Annotated in this window: 19 protein-coding genes; 6 read left to right on the top strand and 13 right to left on the bottom strand. The window is 37.8% G+C overall.

Annotation, left to right across the window (positions count from 1 at the left end; genetic code table 11):
• Positions 1-144 precede the first annotated feature (144 nt).
• From ACI6PS_RS00975 to ACI6PS_RS00955, 5 genes are all read right to left on the bottom strand, one after another.
• Entirely contained in the window at positions 145-657 is a 513-nt protein-coding gene (locus ACI6PS_RS00975; protein ID WP_421010670.1) for a hypothetical protein, read from the bottom strand.
• Between the two features lie 487 nt (positions 658-1,144).
• Positions 1,145-1,297: a hypothetical protein gene (locus ACI6PS_RS00970; protein WP_421010669.1), complete on the bottom strand. Its 153-nt coding sequence runs from the start codon at positions 1,295-1,297 to the stop codon at positions 1,145-1,147.
• Positions 1,298-1,402: 105 nt separating this feature from the next.
• Positions 1,403-1,636, bottom strand: coding sequence for a hypothetical protein (locus ACI6PS_RS00965; RefSeq protein WP_421010668.1), 234 nt, complete (start codon positions 1,634-1,636; stop codon positions 1,403-1,405).
• 40 nt (positions 1,637-1,676) lie between these two features.
• Entirely contained in the window at positions 1,677-2,834 is a 1,158-nt protein-coding gene (locus tag ACI6PS_RS00960) for a zinc-dependent alcohol dehydrogenase (protein WP_421010667.1), read from the bottom strand.
• Between the two features lie 70 nt (positions 2,835-2,904).
• On the bottom strand, positions 2,905-3,528 hold the full coding sequence (locus tag ACI6PS_RS00955) for a ferritin-like domain-containing protein (protein ID WP_421010666.1): 624 nt from the start codon (positions 3,526-3,528) through the stop codon (positions 2,905-2,907).
• 230 nt (positions 3,529-3,758) lie between these two features.
• Here ACI6PS_RS00955 and ACI6PS_RS00950 point away from each other — a divergent pair, with 230 nt between their 5' ends.
• Together ACI6PS_RS00950 and ACI6PS_RS00945 are read left to right on the top strand one after the other, a co-directional pair.
• Entirely contained in the window at positions 3,759-4,208 is a 450-nt protein-coding gene (locus tag ACI6PS_RS00950; RefSeq protein WP_421010665.1) for a hypothetical protein, read from the top strand.
• Between the two features lie 106 nt (positions 4,209-4,314).
• Positions 4,315-5,016, top strand: coding sequence for a DUF421 domain-containing protein (locus ACI6PS_RS00945; protein WP_421010664.1), 702 nt, complete (start codon positions 4,315-4,317; stop codon positions 5,014-5,016).
• On the opposite strand, the gene ACI6PS_RS00940 is transcribed toward ACI6PS_RS00945, so the two are convergent.
• The 4 genes from ACI6PS_RS00940 to ACI6PS_RS00925 form a co-directional block, all read right to left on the bottom strand.
• On the bottom strand, positions 5,013-5,861 hold the full coding sequence (locus ACI6PS_RS00940) for an SDR family oxidoreductase (RefSeq protein ID WP_421010663.1): 849 nt from the start codon (positions 5,859-5,861) through the stop codon (positions 5,013-5,015). The genes ACI6PS_RS00945 and ACI6PS_RS00940 overlap by 4 nt on opposite strands.
• A 177-nt stretch (positions 5,862-6,038) precedes the next feature.
• Complete coding sequence (locus ACI6PS_RS00935; protein ID WP_421010662.1) at positions 6,039-8,885, bottom strand: gliding motility-associated C-terminal domain-containing protein; 2,847 nt, start codon at positions 8,883-8,885, stop codon at positions 6,039-6,041.
• A 205-nt stretch (positions 8,886-9,090) separates the two neighbouring features.
• Complete coding sequence (locus ACI6PS_RS00930) at positions 9,091-9,228, bottom strand: helix-turn-helix domain-containing protein (protein WP_421010661.1); 138 nt, start codon at positions 9,226-9,228, stop codon at positions 9,091-9,093.
• A 143-nt stretch (positions 9,229-9,371) separates the two neighbouring features.
• Entirely contained in the window at positions 9,372-10,280 is a 909-nt protein-coding gene (locus ACI6PS_RS00925) for an NAD(P)/FAD-dependent oxidoreductase (RefSeq protein WP_421010660.1), read from the bottom strand.
• Between the two features lie 106 nt (positions 10,281-10,386).
• Here ACI6PS_RS00925 and ACI6PS_RS00920 point away from each other — a divergent pair, with 106 nt between their 5' ends.
• Entirely contained in the window at positions 10,387-10,770 is a 384-nt protein-coding gene (locus ACI6PS_RS00920; RefSeq protein ID WP_421010659.1) for a Fur family transcriptional regulator, read from the top strand.
• A gap of 37 nt (positions 10,771-10,807) precedes the next feature.
• On the opposite strand, the gene ACI6PS_RS00915 is transcribed toward ACI6PS_RS00920, so the two are convergent.
• The 4 genes from ACI6PS_RS00915 to ACI6PS_RS00900 all read right to left on the bottom strand — a co-directional run bounded on the left by ACI6PS_RS00915 (position 10,808) and on the right by ACI6PS_RS00900 (position 13,306).
• Positions 10,808-11,200 (bottom strand): VOC family protein, encoded by a 393-nt coding sequence (locus tag ACI6PS_RS00915; RefSeq protein ID WP_421010658.1) that lies wholly within the window; start codon positions 11,198-11,200, stop codon positions 10,808-10,810.
• An 11-nt stretch (positions 11,201-11,211) separates the two neighbouring features.
• Positions 11,212-11,871, bottom strand: a complete 660-nt coding sequence (locus ACI6PS_RS00910; RefSeq protein ID WP_421010657.1) for a VOC family protein — start codon at positions 11,869-11,871, stop codon at positions 11,212-11,214.
• A gap of 102 nt (positions 11,872-11,973) precedes the next feature.
• On the bottom strand, positions 11,974-12,336 hold the full coding sequence (locus ACI6PS_RS00905; protein ID WP_421010656.1) for a hypothetical protein: 363 nt from the start codon (positions 12,334-12,336) through the stop codon (positions 11,974-11,976).
• A gap of 277 nt (positions 12,337-12,613) precedes the next feature.
• Complete coding sequence (locus tag ACI6PS_RS00900) at positions 12,614-13,306, bottom strand: hypothetical protein (RefSeq protein ID WP_421010655.1); 693 nt, start codon at positions 13,304-13,306, stop codon at positions 12,614-12,616.
• Positions 13,307-13,783: 477 nt separating this feature from the next.
• On the opposite strand from ACI6PS_RS00900, the gene ACI6PS_RS00895 reads away from it, so the two are divergent.
• The 3 genes from ACI6PS_RS00895 to ACI6PS_RS00885 all read left to right on the top strand — a co-directional run bounded on the left by ACI6PS_RS00895 (position 13,784) and on the right by ACI6PS_RS00885 (position 17,771).
• Positions 13,784-14,947: a DUF4062 domain-containing protein gene (locus ACI6PS_RS00895; RefSeq protein ID WP_421010654.1), complete on the top strand. Its 1,164-nt coding sequence runs from the start codon at positions 13,784-13,786 to the stop codon at positions 14,945-14,947.
• A 174-nt stretch (positions 14,948-15,121) separates the two neighbouring features.
• Positions 15,122-16,468 carry a hypothetical protein gene (locus tag ACI6PS_RS00890; RefSeq protein WP_421010653.1) on the top strand — a complete coding sequence of 449 codons (1,347 nt, stop codon included), beginning with the start codon at positions 15,122-15,124 and terminating at the stop codon, positions 16,466-16,468.
• A gap of 733 nt (positions 16,469-17,201) precedes the next feature.
• Entirely contained in the window at positions 17,202-17,771 is a 570-nt protein-coding gene (locus tag ACI6PS_RS00885) for a pentapeptide repeat-containing protein (protein WP_421010652.1), read from the top strand.
• Positions 17,772-17,777: the final 6 nt, after the last annotated feature.

Below are 17,777 nucleotides of genomic sequence, written 5' to 3'. Positions count from 1 at the left end.
AGGATTCCTACAAAAAAACTTACTAATTCTGTGATTTTTTTTACTATCAAATGGTGTTTCTCTGAATATGTGTGTATTGGTTTATTCATTCCTCCTCTGTATAATGACAAGACTGGATTTATTTTATTGAGGCTTTAAAATTACCTATACGGATTGCTTGTAGGTTACATATTCGACAAAAAGGTTTTGGGAGGCGCCAATGAATTCTGTGAGGCCAAGGTCTTTTTGAAGGAGTTCCCACAGGAGTATTTCATATTGCTGGTGCAGATAGGCCCGTTCTTCTTTTTCCATTTGTGTATAGGTAGCACTGCTCATGCCCAGGAGAAGGAAATCGACGGCATAGGGAAGATGGGCTTCAAAGGTCACCTGAAGCTCGTCTGGGAGCGTGCGGTGGAATTCTTCTAAGGAAATCTGGGTTTGGAAATAGATTATTAGTTGCTCGTGTGAAAAGGCCTCTGACTGCATGAGGTGTTCTATTGCGTGGTAGAAAATATCAGCCTCAAGGCGGAAATTGCTGTTGCGTTCTTCGGCAACGGCATTGGTTCGGTGCAGGGAATGGATGCTTTGCAGGACTTCGACGGTGTGGCCAAAAAGGAGGCATTGTGTAGGGGTTCCGTTGAAGTGGATTTTGGGTATGTTTGATAGGGCGGTAACCATGATTGTTTTTTTAGGGGTTTTTGTTTTGTTGTTTAAGGGTTTTCAAACGTAGGGATTATAGCAATTTTCAGACTAGGTGTTTCCCCTATTTTTTTGATGGGGATTTAGCTACTTGAGTATGTTGGTTGATTAAAGTTTTAAAATCTGATGAATCATTTACCAGAACACTAAGTATGATCCGCTCATTGCCATACGGCAGGAGTTTTTTGGCTTAAGTTGCTTTCTTAACTGGCATCTTTTTCACTACCCAATGGCTTTGCATGGGCTATCGACTGCCTGCTTTCCTGCTTTTGTATTTCCTGATCCTAAAAAACCAAAACTGCTTATATGAGGTAGAAGTTGGGGACGATAGACTTCATATTGTAAGTTTTATCAAATAAATCTAATAAAATAAATATAAAATTACTACTATAATGATGTGATGTACTATCATAAATTAAAAAAGGATGCCTTGAGGCATCCTTTTTTAATTGCATATATCCTATTATCAATATAGGATTGAAAGACTGTCGGTCACTGTGGTATTTTGCTCATCTTCAAAGTTATTACCGTCGTCACAATCTTCGCAGGAACCTGTAATGAATCCCGCAAATAGGGCAAGAACCAAATAGGTTAAGATTTTGATTTTTACTGATTTCATGTTCATTTAAAATTTGGTAGTACTAATAGGGTTTAAAGCAAAAATATACCTAAACATTTCTTAAATATTATAAGATTTCGCTTGAAAGTTATAGTATTACAATATTTACCTTCCAGCATCTGTATCTTTCCCATGTGTGTCACGCTGCCCTTTCATGTTGTGATCAATGAGGGAATCTTTTATTACCGAAGTAGTATCAACCTGCTGGGTGGATGAATTGTTATCACTTGTTGGATGATTTTTCTCCATCCTTTCATTTGCAGGTGATGCAACAGTACTGTCTTTACAGGAAGTAACCAACGCTCCCATCAGCATACATCCTACTATTGTGTTTTTCATTTTCATGATATTTTTTTAGTTATACTCTGAACTGAACACTTTAAGGCTTAAGAACTACTTTTACGCAGTTGTCTTGCTTTTTATTGAATATATCATACATCTTGGCGGCTTCATGTAATGGAACTTTATGAGTAATAATATCTTCCAAGGTCACTTTTCCAGTTTCTACCAAATCTATCAGATGGTCGATGTAATTGTGAACTAAAGCTTGTCCTCCCTTTAATTTTATGCCCTTGTCAAACCATTGGTGCAATGGAAAATTATCATAGGGCGTACCATATACGCCAACAACAGTTACAGTTCCGCCACGACGAACGGCATCCATACAACGTTCCAGAACCCGCATGGTCCCCACTTCTCCTTGAATAAAGTTTTTAGCTTTTGTCAGAAATCCATGATCGGCCTCCATCCCTACTGCATCTACGCAAACATCTGCTCCGTAACCATTGGTAAGGTTTCGAATCACTTCAACAGCATCTTCTTTTTCTCCGTTGATTGTTTCAACGTTTGCAGCTTTTCTTGCCATTTCTAATCTATAGTCACGGGTGTCTACCCCGATAACACGTCCTGCACCTTGGAGCCATGCGGCTTTCATGGCCATAATTCCGACAGGACCACAACCGTATACTACGACGGTTTCGCCTCCTTTAAGTTCTGCCCAATCGATGGCGGACCATCCGGTAGGAAATATATCCGTAAGGAACAAAGCTTGATCGTCTGTAAGGGCATCAGAAATCTTTCTGGGACCAAAATTTGCATAGGGAACACGAACGTATTCGGCCTGACCGCCACTGTATCCTCCGTATAAGTCTGTGTAACCAAACATTCCGCCTCCTTTGCCATCTGCTACACCTCCTTCTGGTCCGTAATGGTCTGGATTGGAGTTTTCACAATGCGTAGGAAGGTTCATATTGCAGAAATGGCAGGTGCCGCAGGAAACCGGAAACGGCACAACAACTCTATCGCCTACTTTTAGATTGGAAACACCCGAACCTACTTCCTCTACAATTCCCATAAACTCATGACCAAGCACCATGCTTTGAGGTTGTGGAATAAATCCGTTATAGATGTGCAAATCTGAGCCACAGATTGCCGTAGAGGTTACTTTTAGGATAACATCTGTACTTTCTTCTATGTGTGGATCATCTACATTGTCTACACTTACATTTTTTGGATTATGGAATACTAATGCTTTCATAATAATGATTTATAGATTAATTTAGATTAGAAAACCTGCTTTTAGGCAGGTTTTCTTTTTTTAATTATTGTTATTCTTCCTCCTGATCTGCCGCTTCAATGTTGATTGATGCCATCGCAATTTCGGTTAGGTTAACATCTGCATTTTTCTCTTCCTCTAATGTGGTCGCTAATAATTCGGCGGCTTCTGTTTCTCCCAAAATATTTGCAAATGCATATAGGGTTCCGTAGGTAGCTATTTCATAGTGTTCCACTTTTTGCGAAGCGGCAATGATTCCTGCATCCCTTACTACTCCCAACTCTGTTTCTTCCATTATGCCTTCTCCTTCTTTTATGAGTCCATCCATAGCATCACATTTTTTTGCGACAGCTTTTTTACCAACGGCCTCAAACACTTTCTCTAAACGTGTGATTTGTTCTTCTGTTTCAGACAAATGGTTCTCTATGGCAGCTTTTAACTCTGGTGAAGTTGCATTCTTTGCCATTTTGGGCAATGCCTTTGTTAGCGCTTTCTCTGCCCAATAAATGTCTTTTAAACTGTCTTCAAATAAAGATCTTAATCCCTCGGCGGCATTTGATTTTGCTTTTACAGTTCCGTTTGTGCCCGTCTTCTTAGTTGTTGAAGATTTTGCAGTTGTTGTTTTTTTTGCTGCGGTCGTTTTCGTTGCTGCAGTCTTAGTTGTGCTTGTTTTCATAACAGTCTTATTTGATAATTAATAATGAATATTTATTCTATGCCCACAAAGATTTACTATCTCAACAGGAATAATTTATAGTATTCCAACTGAACATTACAAGATTACAGTAAACATTATACTATTAATTATCAACATGTTAATTACACAACTATGAGTTTTTATCTTATAATGTTTAGCAAATTGATGTTTATACATTTGAAATATTAATCATTTAAAAATTTATTGCTATGAACACAAACCAAAACGACAATTACGGTCAAGACAGCCGTGAAAGTCAGAATCAAAACCAGGATTTACAAAGAAATCAAGGACAACAGTTGGGCGGAAATGAATCTGAGCGTTTAAGTGGCACAGATGAACACGCAAATGATGACGAACGACTGTCTAGTCATCCTGATGGAAATGAATCAAGTGCGAACACCTACGAAAATGATGATGAAAATCGCAGATTAGGTGAAAGAGATTTTAACTCTGGAAACAATGGTGGTAACCGTCAAACCACTGGAAACAGCGAGGAAGATAGAAGGAACAGCGATTCAAGAAATTACGGCGGCGGAGAGGATGATGCATATGCTTCAACCGATGAAGAGGATGCAGAGGAATTGAAGAATACAAGTGATTTTGATGAAGATGATGATCTGTCTGAAGACGATTTGAGTACGGATCGCAACATTTAATCTCATCCTTGACATTGCAAAAGGATAATTGGGCAACTCACCCAGTTGTCCTTTTTTGTGTTGTACAATTTTGTACATTAGAATCGTTAAACCCAACACTATCATTATGCTTTTATTTTCAGACTTTGAGCTCGATAAAATTTTAAAAGGAGAAACGGAATGGATCTTTCTAATTGAAATTGCCATTCGCACTGTTATAATGTTTGTCGCTATTTTGATAGCACTTGCCATCCTTGGAAAAAGAGGTGTCAAGCAACTTTCGGTTTTTGAATTAGTGATCATCATCAGTTTGGGTTCGGCTGCAGGCGACCCAATGTTTTATAAGGAAGTGGGAATACTCAGTGCCTTTACCGTTTTTATAATGATTATCCTCTGTTATAAATTGACCACCTATTTAGTTTTTAAAAGCGATAGGATAGAAAAAATGATAGAAGGAACTCCTATTTGTTTGATTAAAGATGGTAAATTCTCCATTACAAATTTCAAAAACGAACCCATCGGTTATGACGAATTTTTTGGTGAAATGAGACAATATAGTGTTTCCCATCTTGGTCAGATTGAGTTGGCTTACATTGAAATCTCAGGCGAAATCAGTCTTTACTATTATAAAGATGAAGATGTGAAGTATGGGTTGCCGATACTACCGCACCTGTATGAAGAACAGCATGTACAGATTATGAAAACGGACAATTATTCCTGTGCCTTTTGTGGCACTACAGAAGTAATTGAACAGACAGACAAACATTTGTGTGGCAGTTGCGGTAAAGAAAAATGGGTAAAATCCTTAAACACTACAAGGATTACCTAACTGCCAACAATTTCTCCACCATTGATATGGATGATCTGTCCTGTGATGTAACTGCTGTCTTGGGAAGCCAGAAAAACATAAGCGGGTCCAACTTCAGAAGGTTGCCCTGCCCTGCCCATTGGGGTGTCCTGTCCGAAATCTGAAACCTTATCAAAAGTGGCTACAATGAGCGGTGTCCAGATTGGTCCTGGGGCAACAGCGTTTACACGGATTCCTTTTTTTGCCAGCATCGTTGCCAATGAACGTGTAAAAGTGACAATGGCGCCTTTTGTGCTGGAGTAATCCAACAAGTGTTCACTTCCACGATAGGCCGTTACTGAAGTGGTGTTGATTATGGTATCGTCTTTTTTAAGATGTGGTAGTGCTTCCTTGACAATATAAAAAAACGGATAAATGTTGGTTTCAAAAGTTTCCTGCAAATGCTCTTTTGTAATGTTTTCTACTTTGTTTTCGGAAAATTGAAGCCCTGCATTATTGACAACGATATTCAATCCTCCCAATTCTTTGATAACTTTTTGAACAGAAGATTGACAAAACTTTTCGTCTTTTAAATCACCTTCAATAAGGATGCATTTTTGATTTTCTTTTTCAATAAGTTTTTTTGTGTTCTCGGCATCTGTCTTTTCATTTAAATACAGTATCGCTACAGCTGCTCCTTCTCGAGCAAAATGAACGGCGATACTTCTACCAATTCCGCTATCGCCACCCGTTATCAAAGCAATTTTGCCTTTTAGTTTTTCGCTTCCTTTATAATTTGCGTTGATTACTTCAGGTTGCGGCGTCATCATTGCTTCCTCGCCAGGAAGGGATTGCTTCTGCTCGGGAAATTTATTGGGCTTTTTCATAGATAGGTTTCTATTTAGTTGTAGTTTAAAAGTAATTATTTTGCTCACCTGAAAATATCAACATCTGATGTGTTTTTTATGAATTTGCTACATGTAAACTGAACCTTAATTACAAAAAAAAATAGGCCCAACAAAGTCGGACCTATTTTTAAATTTTATAAAAATATTTATTGGAAATTACCTGTTGACATATACCCAGCCCGTAATGTTCTCTCCTGTATTTTTCTTGATTACATAGAAGTAGGTTGCTGTTGGCAATTCATCTCCTTTATCCGTTTGTCCTCTCCATTGATTTGTGTAGTTTCTCTGGTGGAAAACTTCTGTTCCATAACGGTTGTAGATCTTTATTTCATCAACTCCAAGGCCTGTCAAATCAAATGAATCGTTTTTCTCATCAGCATTAGGAGAAATTCCTTTTGGGATTCTACAAAAAGCACCGAAGATAACTACATTGTCGGTTGTTGAACATCCGGCAGTGTTTGTTATAGTTACGGTATAGGTTGCTGGAAAAGTGATTGAAGCAACACTCATCAAATCAGTAATATTCAAAGTCTCTTCATTGGTTCCAACCGTAACTCCTTGGCTGTCTTTCCAAAGGTAATTCACAGTATTTGGATCAAATGAATTATTTAGAGGAAGCGCTGTCACTACGAAATCAGTTCCTACACATCTTTGATCGAAATCAATTTCAAAAGCACTAAGTGTTACCTGCAAAGTCAAAGGATTGGCACATTGTCCTGCATTTGGTGTAAATACATAGCTTGCAGCTGTGGTATTGTCTATCGACGATGGGCTCCAAGTTCCTACCACACCATTTGGCGAAGTTGTTGCCAAAGCAGGAGGCGTTTGTCCGTTGCAGATTGTTAGTGTTGTAGCAAAATCTGGAGTTTCATTTGGCGTAACCGTTACTGTTAAAGTAAATGTCTCTCCACATTGTCCTGCTGTTGGGGTAAACACATAAGTTCCGTTTGCGGTATTACTAACAGTTGCTGGAGACCAAGTTCCATTAATTCCGTTATTTGATGTTGTTGGCAAAATTGGAGCTGTTGCTCCGTTACAGAAAGTATCATTAATTGTGAATGTTGGTGCAATAGAATTAGTAATCGCTACATTCAAAGTAAAAGGTGCGCTACATTGTCCAGCATTTGGTGTAAACACATAAGCTCCATTTGTTGTATTGTTAATAGTTGCTGGCGACCAAGTTCCCGTAATTCCATTGTCTGAAGTTGTTGGTAAAGCCGGAGCTGTAGTTCCGCTGCAAAGTGTCGTAGCTATTGCAAAAGTTGGTGTAACGATAGGATTTACCGTTACACTCAAGGTAAAGGGTGCGCTGCATTGTCCTGCATTGGGTGTAAACACATAGTTACCATTTGCTGTATTGCTTACTGTTGCTGGCGACCAAGTTCCCGTAATTCCATTGTTTGATGTTGTTGGTAAAATTGGTGCAACTGTACCGTTACAGAAATTATTGGCAATTGTAAATGTTGGAGCAACTGTTGTAGTCACTGCTACATTCAATGTAAATGTAGTTCCGCATTGTCCTGCCGCCGGAGTAAATACATAAGCTCCATTTGCAGTATTGTTTACCACAGATGGCGACCAAGTTCCTGTAATTCCATTATTCGAAGTTGTTGGCAAAATCGGTGCTGTTGTACCACTGCAGAATGTATTCGCGATGGTAAATGTTGGTGTAATGCTGTTGCTAATCACTACATTCAATGTAAAAGGTGTACTACATTGTCCTGCAGCAGGTGTAAAAGTATAACTTCCGTTTGCAATATTGTTGATCGTTGCTGGCGACCAAGTTCCTGTGATTCCATTATTTGAAGTTGTTGGCAAAGCCGGAGCTGTTGCTCCTGAACAGATTGCTGTTGGCAATGAAAATGTTGGCGTAGTTGTAGTTCCTATTGTAACATTCAATGTGAAAGTTGAAGCACATTGTCCTGCTGTTGGTGTAAAGATATAAGTTCCGTTTGCAGTATTGCTTACTGTGGCTGGCGACCAAGTTCCAGTAATTGCATTTGTAGAAGTACCAGGCAAAACCGGTGCAACCGCTCCGTTACAAAGCGTAGTTGGTAAGTTGAATGTTGGTGTAACACTATTTCCTACTGTCAATGCAATAGTATCTACTACATTAGCTCCACAAGTATTGGTAGCGGTTAATGTAAGTGTAATAACCTGACCAGCAGCATTGGCTGGAATGGTATAAGTAGTTGCTAAACTGGAAGTGTTTGCAAAAGTCCCACTTGCTGCTGTCCAAGCTACAGATTGCTGTCCCTGAGCTGTACCAGCTAAATTGATGGTAGTTCCAGCACAAGCGTTCATAGTTGCCGGACCTGCATTAACCGTAAAAGGTTGTATCGGTGCAGAACAGCCATAATTTACATAAGAAGCTACTCCTGCAGCCGTGAAATTTACTGTAGCTCCTGGTGCATCTGCATTTACTCCGTTTTGATTTATAAGTAAAGATCTGTTGTATGTAACAGTATCATTACATCCTGCCCCAAAACTCATTGTGAAAGTTTTCATAATATTAGTTGTACCATAGTTCGTGAAATGCCCACTTCCTGTACTAGAATTATTTTGAAAAATGATATAAGTATCTTCTGCTAATGCTCCAAATGAATTGGAATTGGTATCCATCGTATGACTTGTAACCAAGATGACTGGAGCATTTGCTGGAAGCACCCCGTTTGTTGGCTGAAGTAGATTTCCGCAACCTCCTGCTGCATCAATGTCAGCATTTAGCGTTGCAACTTTTGCGGTAGTAGTTGCATTTTGAACGAGCCCTTGCCAAAGATTATTGGTAACCCAGTTTACACTTAGGTTACTTGTATTAACAGCTGTTGCCCCTACTCTAAAACGAACCATTTCATTGAATCCTTCAGTTTCAGGACCACCAGGTCTACACGCGGCAACCAAAATACTTTCAATTTGAAAACACTGTGCAAAAGATTTCTGAGAAGAAAAAACAATAAGAAAAAGTAATACTACAATAGGGTTAATTGTAAATTTTGATTTCATTTTTTTTAATTTAAAAAGCCTTGCAAGGTAGAGATTTTTAATTGATTGAAAATATTTTTCCATTATAAAAATGTTAAGCATTTGCAGGTTTATTGTTCTAAAATATTAAGCGATGTTATAAAAAAATTGAATTCATATTTTTTCAAAATTTTAAAACTAGAAAATGTGATAAATACATCAAAACAATTACCTGATTCATAGACCACTATTGCTTTTTAAATTCACTTGGCTTGATGTTCTTTTTCTTCTTAAAGTAGTTCGAAAGATGGCTTTCATCCGTAAAGCCAAACTCATGGGCAATTTGCTTGATGGGCATCTGGTTATTGACAGTCCGTTTTTTCATCACGCTGTTTTTTATCCACCACAGAAACAAGGCGTTGAAGTTACAACCTATTGAAATACGATAAAAAGTAAGGTCCCGAATATTAGGGACCTTACTTTTTTTTAAATGCCTTGCGACAATATAGAGTACATCAGTAGAAATATTTAAAAGTGTTCTTTGGTTATTTCAGCATTGACCATAGCTCCGGCAAGATTTCCTGCATGTACCGCATTCGCAACCGAGCGCATTGGGGAAGAATTGTCGCCGCATGCAAAAATTCCCTCTATGGTTGTCTTTTGAAAAGCATCAATCTTGATGTGTCCCATCTCGGTCAGCTCGCAACCTAATTCAAATGGCAGCGTCGCACTTTGCTCAAACGGTATTCCGGCATATACTGCTTCAAAGTTTCTCTTTTCGCCATCTTCAAAAACTAGATGTTGCACATAACCTTCCTCGTGCTGAATGTCAGTTATCGCTTTCGTAATGATTTCGATGTTGTGGGTTTTTAATTTGAATAATTGCTCTTCTGTAAACTCACTGACTGAAGGTGCTATGATGGTAATGTCGTCAGTTAAATTGTTTACTAGCATCGCCAAGTGAAAAGCCCTTTCGGCATTGGCCATAATCGCCGTTTTCTTGCTTTTGAATTCATAGCCGTGGCAGTACGGACAATGAATAACCGAAATACCCCAGCAATCGGCAAAGCCTTTTATATCGGGCATTGTGTCCTTGACGCCTGAGGCAAAAATGATCTTCTTTGCATTAAACACCCTCCCCGATTGGGTCGTAACAGTGAAACCATTTTCAGTTTTCTTTGCACCTGAAACAAGATCGTCTATGAATTGAACCGTGTCATACTGCAAAACCTGCTCCTTTGCCTTCTGTGCTATATAGGCTGGCTTTTCACCATCATGGGTAATGAAATTATGCGAATGGGGTGTCTGTCGGTTGCAGGGTTTTCCGCTGTCAATAATCAAAACTTTGCGCAGGGAGCGCCCCAAGGACATTCCTGCTGAAAGCCCTGCATAGCTTCCGCCAATGATAATGACGTCAAAATTGGTAAGCTCTTTCATTTGCTTTAAATTTGTAAAATGATTAGTATGTATCTTGCTTGTCAAAGTTACTAATTATTTTTACTATTGCAACATTGTTGCGATAACAATCCGTGAAAGTTGAACTATGAAAAGAAGAAACACAACCTCAAAAGATGCTGTTTTGGCGCTACTCACCAGCAGTGGCAAGGCCATGAGCCAGGATGCCATTGTGAAGAAAATGGAAATCACTGCCGACCGTGCCACCATTTATAGAATTCTTAAAAGTTTTTGTGAGGACGGAATTACACATAGAATAGTAGCCGAAGACGGAAAGCAATACTTTGCAATCTGCAACAAATGCGAGGAAAAGAAACAAGCCGAACACCATTTTCACTTCAGGTGCACGCAATGTCAGACACTGGAATGCCTGCCAACGGCGGTAGAGTTTTCTATTCCTAAGGGATATGCCGTGGAGGGTGTAAATTGTGTACTGACTGGTGTATGCAAAAACTGTACTGAAACACCCTAAAAAAAAGCCCGGCATTCGCCAGACATTTAAAGCTTTTCTATCCCATCGGGGTACAAATCTCGATCAGAAAACCATCTAAATCGCGTAGATACGCAACCGTTTGTCCCCAAGGTTTTGTTTTCGGTTTTTCAATCACAACTGCTCCCGCTTTTTCTGCATTCAAAATTGTTTCTTCTACGTTTTCGGTGGTGAAACCGATTTCAATTCCGAATGGTTTCTCGTTTGGGTTACTCTCCTGGAAACCATCTGCTAGATTTGATTTTGCCAATGTTACGGAAGCAAAAGAAAGGGTTGTTTCTCCAACGAGCAGTTCGGCATAATCGTTATCGGGTGAAATGAATTTTCTTGTTAGGCCGAATGCTTCTTCATAAAATGTCACTGCTTTGGTGACATCTTGTACATATAATATGGTGTAAGCAAATTTTATCATTGTCTAATTATTTATGATGTGATTTCAATCAGACTGCTTTGTGCATTGTTTGTCAGTCCTATTTTTGTCCAATTGCTTTTTGCTGGTAGTGTTGTGGGATACCAGTTGCGGTTGGTTTTTACAATAATCAAAAGTCCATTGTCGTTGCCAACTGCCGTAAAGACTTCGCTGTTTTGATTTTTTTCAAACAGGCTCAATCCATATTCTGCTGCAAACTTTTCACCGAGTGTTGCGGGATTGTCGGTTACAATTCCAATTTCACTGATGTTTAGAAGTTGGTTACTGCTAAAGACCTCCGCTTGTGTATTATCAAGATCCTTTCGCGCAATAAACTCCAACAGATTGCCATTGTTGTCATAAAAATAGACGGCATTGGCATTCCAGCTTTCAAAATTAGCAATCAGGACGGCTTCTTCTTGTTTGATCAATTCAATTCGGTTTTTGCTCCATTCTATGGCTTCGGATAATTTATTTTGAGGGATATTAAAGGCCAAATGATAGACTGCTTTTGGCTTTGCTGTACCGTCTTTGAAGGTGAGCAGTGAGGAACCTATTTTGATGGTGAGCGATTCGGCATCCTGTGAAACAATTGTAAGACCGAGTGCTTCTTCATAAAAACGCTTGGTGGCATTCAGGTCGTGGCTTAGAATTTCGATATGGTCTAGATTCATTTTGGGGTGTTTTAATTATAGTTGCAACTGTTTTTCAAAGGTAGGCATCTTCGCGCCATAAAAAAAGTCCGGCATTTGCCAGACTTTCAGTACTTCTATCTTTTACTCTACCTTTTTGTACTCTAAGGTTCCCATAGTGTCATGGGTGATGATCCTTTTCTTTGCATCAAAATAGTCGATGGTGAATTTTATAGGCAATAGCGCCGATACGATCGTGAGTTCTTTGTTGTCTTTGGAGAGCTTCCATTTGCTGTGGTGTACCTCATCGCCAACGATGCTTTCAAACTTTCCGTCGGGTTTAAAGAGTTGGAAGACTTGGTCGGTCTTGAAAGTATCGACAAGGCTTTTTTCTTTGCCGTTGTGGGTCCATTTTACCAGTTGCCATTTTCCAATGAGTTCGGCTGAAGTTTGTGCTGACATGTTGCAGATGAAGAAGAACAATACCATCGAGAAGATTGTTTTCATAAGGGAAGGTTTTGGGGTTAATTGTTTTATAAAAGTATAAAAATCATTGTTTTGAAAACATTCATTGAGGTTATTTTTTCGAAATATTTCAGTAAATCATCCTGCTACTGCCTCCATAGTATTAATAATTTTCGACGGATTTTCTTTACATCAGTACAATCCGTGATAATATCCTATTAGGCTGATAACCACAAATTGTAATAATTCCTAAACTCATGTCTATAAAAAAAGCCCGGCACAAAGCCGAGCTATTCAATCTCTAAGTCCTTAAATCTTTTCAGTCTGTCAAACCCTCATCATCTTTCCTCTCCGGAGCCCTCATCCTCTTGATCAACTTCGAAATAGTATATTCATCCTCCTTAGCCTTGCCGTCAAAAACAATCCTTCCGGCCTTGCAAATATTCTGGATAAACGCATACAGCTTCTTGTACTCCGCCTTCTCAGCCTCAGTAACACCTTTACCAGCATTCATGTGTAAGTTTTGCCTCTCATTCAGCTGGCGCATCGTTTCATTCCGATTCTTCAAATCCTCAGGATATTCCTTCTTCATCCCCTTCGATTCCAGTTCGCCGCTGCGTTCCTTAACCAGCTGAACCAAACCCTCAACGCTCTTGCAAGCCCCCTCAACATTACCGCTGTTCAGTTGCTTTTTCGCCTTCGTCACCAGTGCTGTGTCCACCCCAATTTTCCCTAATCGAAACGAAAGCGAGTTCATTTCCTTGTCCATCTCGTCCGTCTTCACATGCAACAATTTCGTTGCATCCTTCTGCTGTTGAGTAATCCCGAGCCCCTGCTCCATTTCCTCAACCACCTCAAGCTGATTGTCAAACGCATTTTCATACGCAACATCAAACTCGTTCGACAGTTTTTCCAGTTCCTTTCGGTCCTCTTTAAAACTCTCTTGAACAAACCTGCCCGCAACAGAATACTCCTCGTTGCGCATTTTCAAACTTGGCTTTTTCTTTCCCATAATATTTAGATTTAAAGTTAATTACATCGTCATATTGGGTATCACATCAAAAAACTTGGGGTTTTTCTCTACGTCCAAAATACAAAAAAATCCTTTTAAATAGTATTCAGGTAAACATTTTTCAAAAAAATATTTAATTATATTCTACATATCTATTTAATTGGCAAGAAACACAGATACACAGCCACTCCATGCCACATTCTTCAATTTCGTAAATAAATCACTACTTTATCATTAAACATTTTTTTACAGATTACGGAAGACCGTACTTCCTTATTAATCATCAGTAAATAACTTTGGGAAAATTTAGATGACAAAAAATATAGTACATTTATAAAAAAGAATAGAGAAAGTCTATATATTTAATACCAAGAATTAAAAAAGTTTATTTACCATATAAATAAGTAAGATGAAACCCAACCATGATGCAAATAGTAAGTAACCTAAAATTTATCACATAAATTTAATTTTATAATTATGCCAGAAAATATAAGTAAGTATAGAATATTTCTTGCGTCACCTTCAGATTTGACTGAAGAAAGAGAATCAATCGACGCAGTAGTTTCAGAATTAAACTTTAATTATGGAAATCAAAATAATATAATTATTGAAGTCTTAAAATGGGAAACCAATTCAGCTCCTGGAATTAGCAATACTGGTGTTCAAGATTTAATTAATAATGATATTCCTCAATACGATTTATTTATTGGTCTACTTTGGATGAGATTTGGAACACCAACAAAATTATTTGGTTCTGGAACAGAGGAAGAGTTTGAGTTAGCACATTTACGATTTTTAAAAGACCCCAGTTCAATTCAAATATTATTTTACTTTAAGAATGCACTTCCGGCTACATTTGACGATATTGATCCAGATCAATTGTCAAAAGTCAAAAAATTTAAATCTTCGTTAGGAGAAAAAAATATTTTATTTTGGGATTTTGACCAAAATGAAGATTTATGTAGATTCTTGCGAACACATATTCCAGCAAGAATTGAAACCTTAAAAAAAATATCAGTATTGCCAGTAGCAGAAGTTGAAAAGAATGAAGACATTTTACAAATTGCCGAAATTATTATAGAAGAAGAATTTGGAATTTTAGATTATCAAGAACTGATTGAGGACTCCTTTGCTATTTCAAATCATTCATTAAATATAATTAGTGAAGCAACGAGGTGGGTTGGAAATGAAATGAATAAAAAAACTAAGGAAATTGACAAATTAGTTGCACAAAATCATAATCAACCAATTAGTTTCAAAGTGCAAAGAAACATTTTTGTTAAAACAGCAAATGCGATGAATGATTTCGCAAATAGAATTGAACCAGAAATTCCAATTTATTTTTCAAATTTTGAAAAAGGAATTGACTCATTTTCTAAACTTATAAATATTTATAAATCTGATTTTGAAAATAAAAAGGAAGAAATTAACGAACTAAAAGTTTCTTTAAAAAATTTGATTGACAACATTCCTAAAACCATAGAAAGCACTAATGGATTTCTTATAACTATCGAATCACTACCAAGAATGTCGAAGGAATTAAATGCCGCTAGAAAAAATGTTACTGATAAACTTAGGGATTTGATCAATAGAATTGAAGTTAGTTTATCTATAGCTTCAGAGGTATATAAAAACATTTAAATGAGCTTTAGCTAAAAGCTTAGTTACTTGATCGTTTTGTTGTTCCTAGAATGTATTTCTTTCATAACTTGATAATGACCAACCAAGAGTTTGTAGTCCAATTTTCGTAACTAGCGCAAAGTAAAAAAAACATTAGTAATAATATTCCAAGAAGTAAAAAAAAGAATTAACAATATGGCAGAAAAAATAAAAAATTATAATCTTGGAGAAGTATTCACGCCAAGCAAACCGGCAGATGTATCATTTGTCGAAAGAAATGAAATTAATCGAAGGGTTGATAGAGCAATAAGAACGAGTGGTAAACAAATTATCATTTATGGTTTTTCAGGAGTTGGTAAAACTACTTTGTTATTTAAAAAACTAAAAGAATTCGGTATAAATTATATTAAAACTAGCTGCATCACAGGAATGACCATTCAAGATATAGTAGTTGATGCATTTAACCAACTTGATATATACTACCCAAATCAAAAAGATGTAATTGAAACAAATGCGGTCGGAGGAAATCTAGAAGCATCATTTTGGATATTAAAAGCTGGTTTAAAAGCTGAAACAAAAGGAGATACAAAGTTTTCTCAAAAAAGAGCTGTCGAACTTCCAATTACGCCTCAAACACTTGCTAAATTTATTGGCACAGCTAATCTAGTTTGGGTAATTGAAGATTTTCACAAAATAGAAGAATCACACAAGAAGCAAATGGCTCAAATAATGAAAGTCTTTATGGATGCTTCAGTGGAATTTCCAAATTTAAAAATCATTGCTTTAGGAGCAGTAAATTCTGCCAGAGAGGTTGTGCAATACGATTCAGAAATGAAGAGCAGAATTTCTGAACTTGAAGTGCCACTTATGTCCCACGATAATTTGAAAAGAATAATTGAAACTGGTGAAAAATTACTAAATGTCAAATTTTCAGATAATGTAACAAATAGAATTGTAACATACTCTAGTGGTTTACCTGCAGTTACACATCAACTTTGCCTTTTACTTTGTGAGTTAAATGATGTTTTTAAGACTAAAGGTAAGCTTACTAAAATTCAATCCCAACGATTTAACGAGGCAATGGTTGAATATGTTGAAGAAAACTCCGATTCTTTTAAAGCAATTTTTGAACAAGCTACAAAGACTATTCACACAAGAAAAAATGAAAACCCATTAGATTTATTAGGTTATATTATAACTTTAGGAAAAGAAAATTTTACAATTGCAGAGTTAAAGGAAAGTATTCAAAAAGGTAATATTAACTATCGTGGAAATAATCTTAAAAAATATATTGACGAATTTACTGAGCCAAATAGATCCGAGATTTTAAGATTTAATGAAAATCATAATACTTACTATTTTTCCAATCCTTTTATAAAAGCTTATGTTCAATGTTCTCTTAAAATTGATAGTCAGCAAAGTCAAACTATCCATTTTAAAGAAGATTTCAAAAATGTTTTAAAAGAAGAGTTAATTTTAGCACAAAGAGTATTTAAAGAGGATTTTGGCGATTTCGATTTTGGCGATTTTGATGATTTATAATCACTCCACAACTAGTGAGAGCATTATGCTCGTGCCCAACAAAATTAGCAAAGAAGTCCCAAGAAGTCCCTTCACATAGACACAATCTAAAACAAAACTGCAAGCCAAACTTGCAGTTTTTATTCCGCTCTCCAAACTCCACCAGTAATCCATTTCCATAAACTTGTCATCCCGACGCAGGAGGACACGAGCGATAGCAAACTGGCGAAGCAATCTCCACAAGTAACGATGCAAGCCATACTTCAGATTATAGTTTCCTCCTTCGTTCGCCTCAACTGCAGTTTAAGAGTCAAGTTTGAGCTACTCGTGGAGATCCCTCCTGCGTCGGGATGACAAGATTGGGGATATTACTTATAATCAATAAACAAAAACACTCCTCCGAAAGAATTTCTTAGTACGCCGAAAGAGCTTCTTGGTGCGCCGAAACAATTTCTGAGGCGCCGAAAGAGCTTCTTGGTACGCCGAAACAATTTCTGAGGCGCCGGAAGAACTTCTTGATGCGCCGGAATGATTTCTGAGGCACCGAAGGAGCTTCTTGGTGCGCCGAAACCATTTCTGAGGCGCCGAAGGAGTTTCTGAAGCGCCGGAAGAGCTTCTTGGTAAGCCGGAAGAACTTCTTGATGCACCGAAGGACTTTCCCAATATACCAACAAAGCATCCCCCTGCACCCAAAACCCAAAACCTTCCACCTAAAAATAATCCTTACCTTTACCCCCGTAAGCAAACCGCACCAATGCCCAAGTACGAACTCGACAAGACCTACACCCACCAAACCTACACCAAGGAAACCCTAGACCATACCGATTTTGAGGGGTGCGTTTTCAACCAATGTGATTTTACCGAAGCCACATTTGTAGGCGTCACCTTTATCGATTGCACGTTCAACAATTGCAATTTCAACACCGCCAAGATCAATTATGTCGCCTTCCGCACTGTAACTTTCAACAAATGCAAGATCAAGGAGGTCAACTTCGCCATGTGTGACAAGCTTATCTTCGAAATCCATTTCAACAATTGTATCCTTGATTTCTCCAAATTCTACACCCTAAAAATCAAGGGAACCACCTTTACCAACTGCAGTCTCATCGCCGTAGATTTTATGGCTACCGACCTAACCGAAGTACTCTTCGATAACTGTGACCTCTACCGCTCAGAATTCGACAAAGCCATCGCCATCAAGGCCGATTTCAGCACCAGCTATAACTACACGATCGATCCGGAAAAGACTAAAATCAAAAAAGCAGTCTTTTCAATCGAGGGACTGAAAGGACTGCTTGCTAAACATGATATTGTTGTGAAGTGATTCTTT

Origin of the sequence: Flavobacterium sp. PLA-1-15, assembly GCF_049060005.1 — a bacterium.
Classification (GTDB): Bacteria; Bacteroidota; Bacteroidia; order Flavobacteriales; family Flavobacteriaceae; genus Flavobacterium.
The sequence above is the reverse complement of the archived record's forward strand: the minus strand, read 5'-3'. Positions and strand labels throughout refer to the sequence as shown.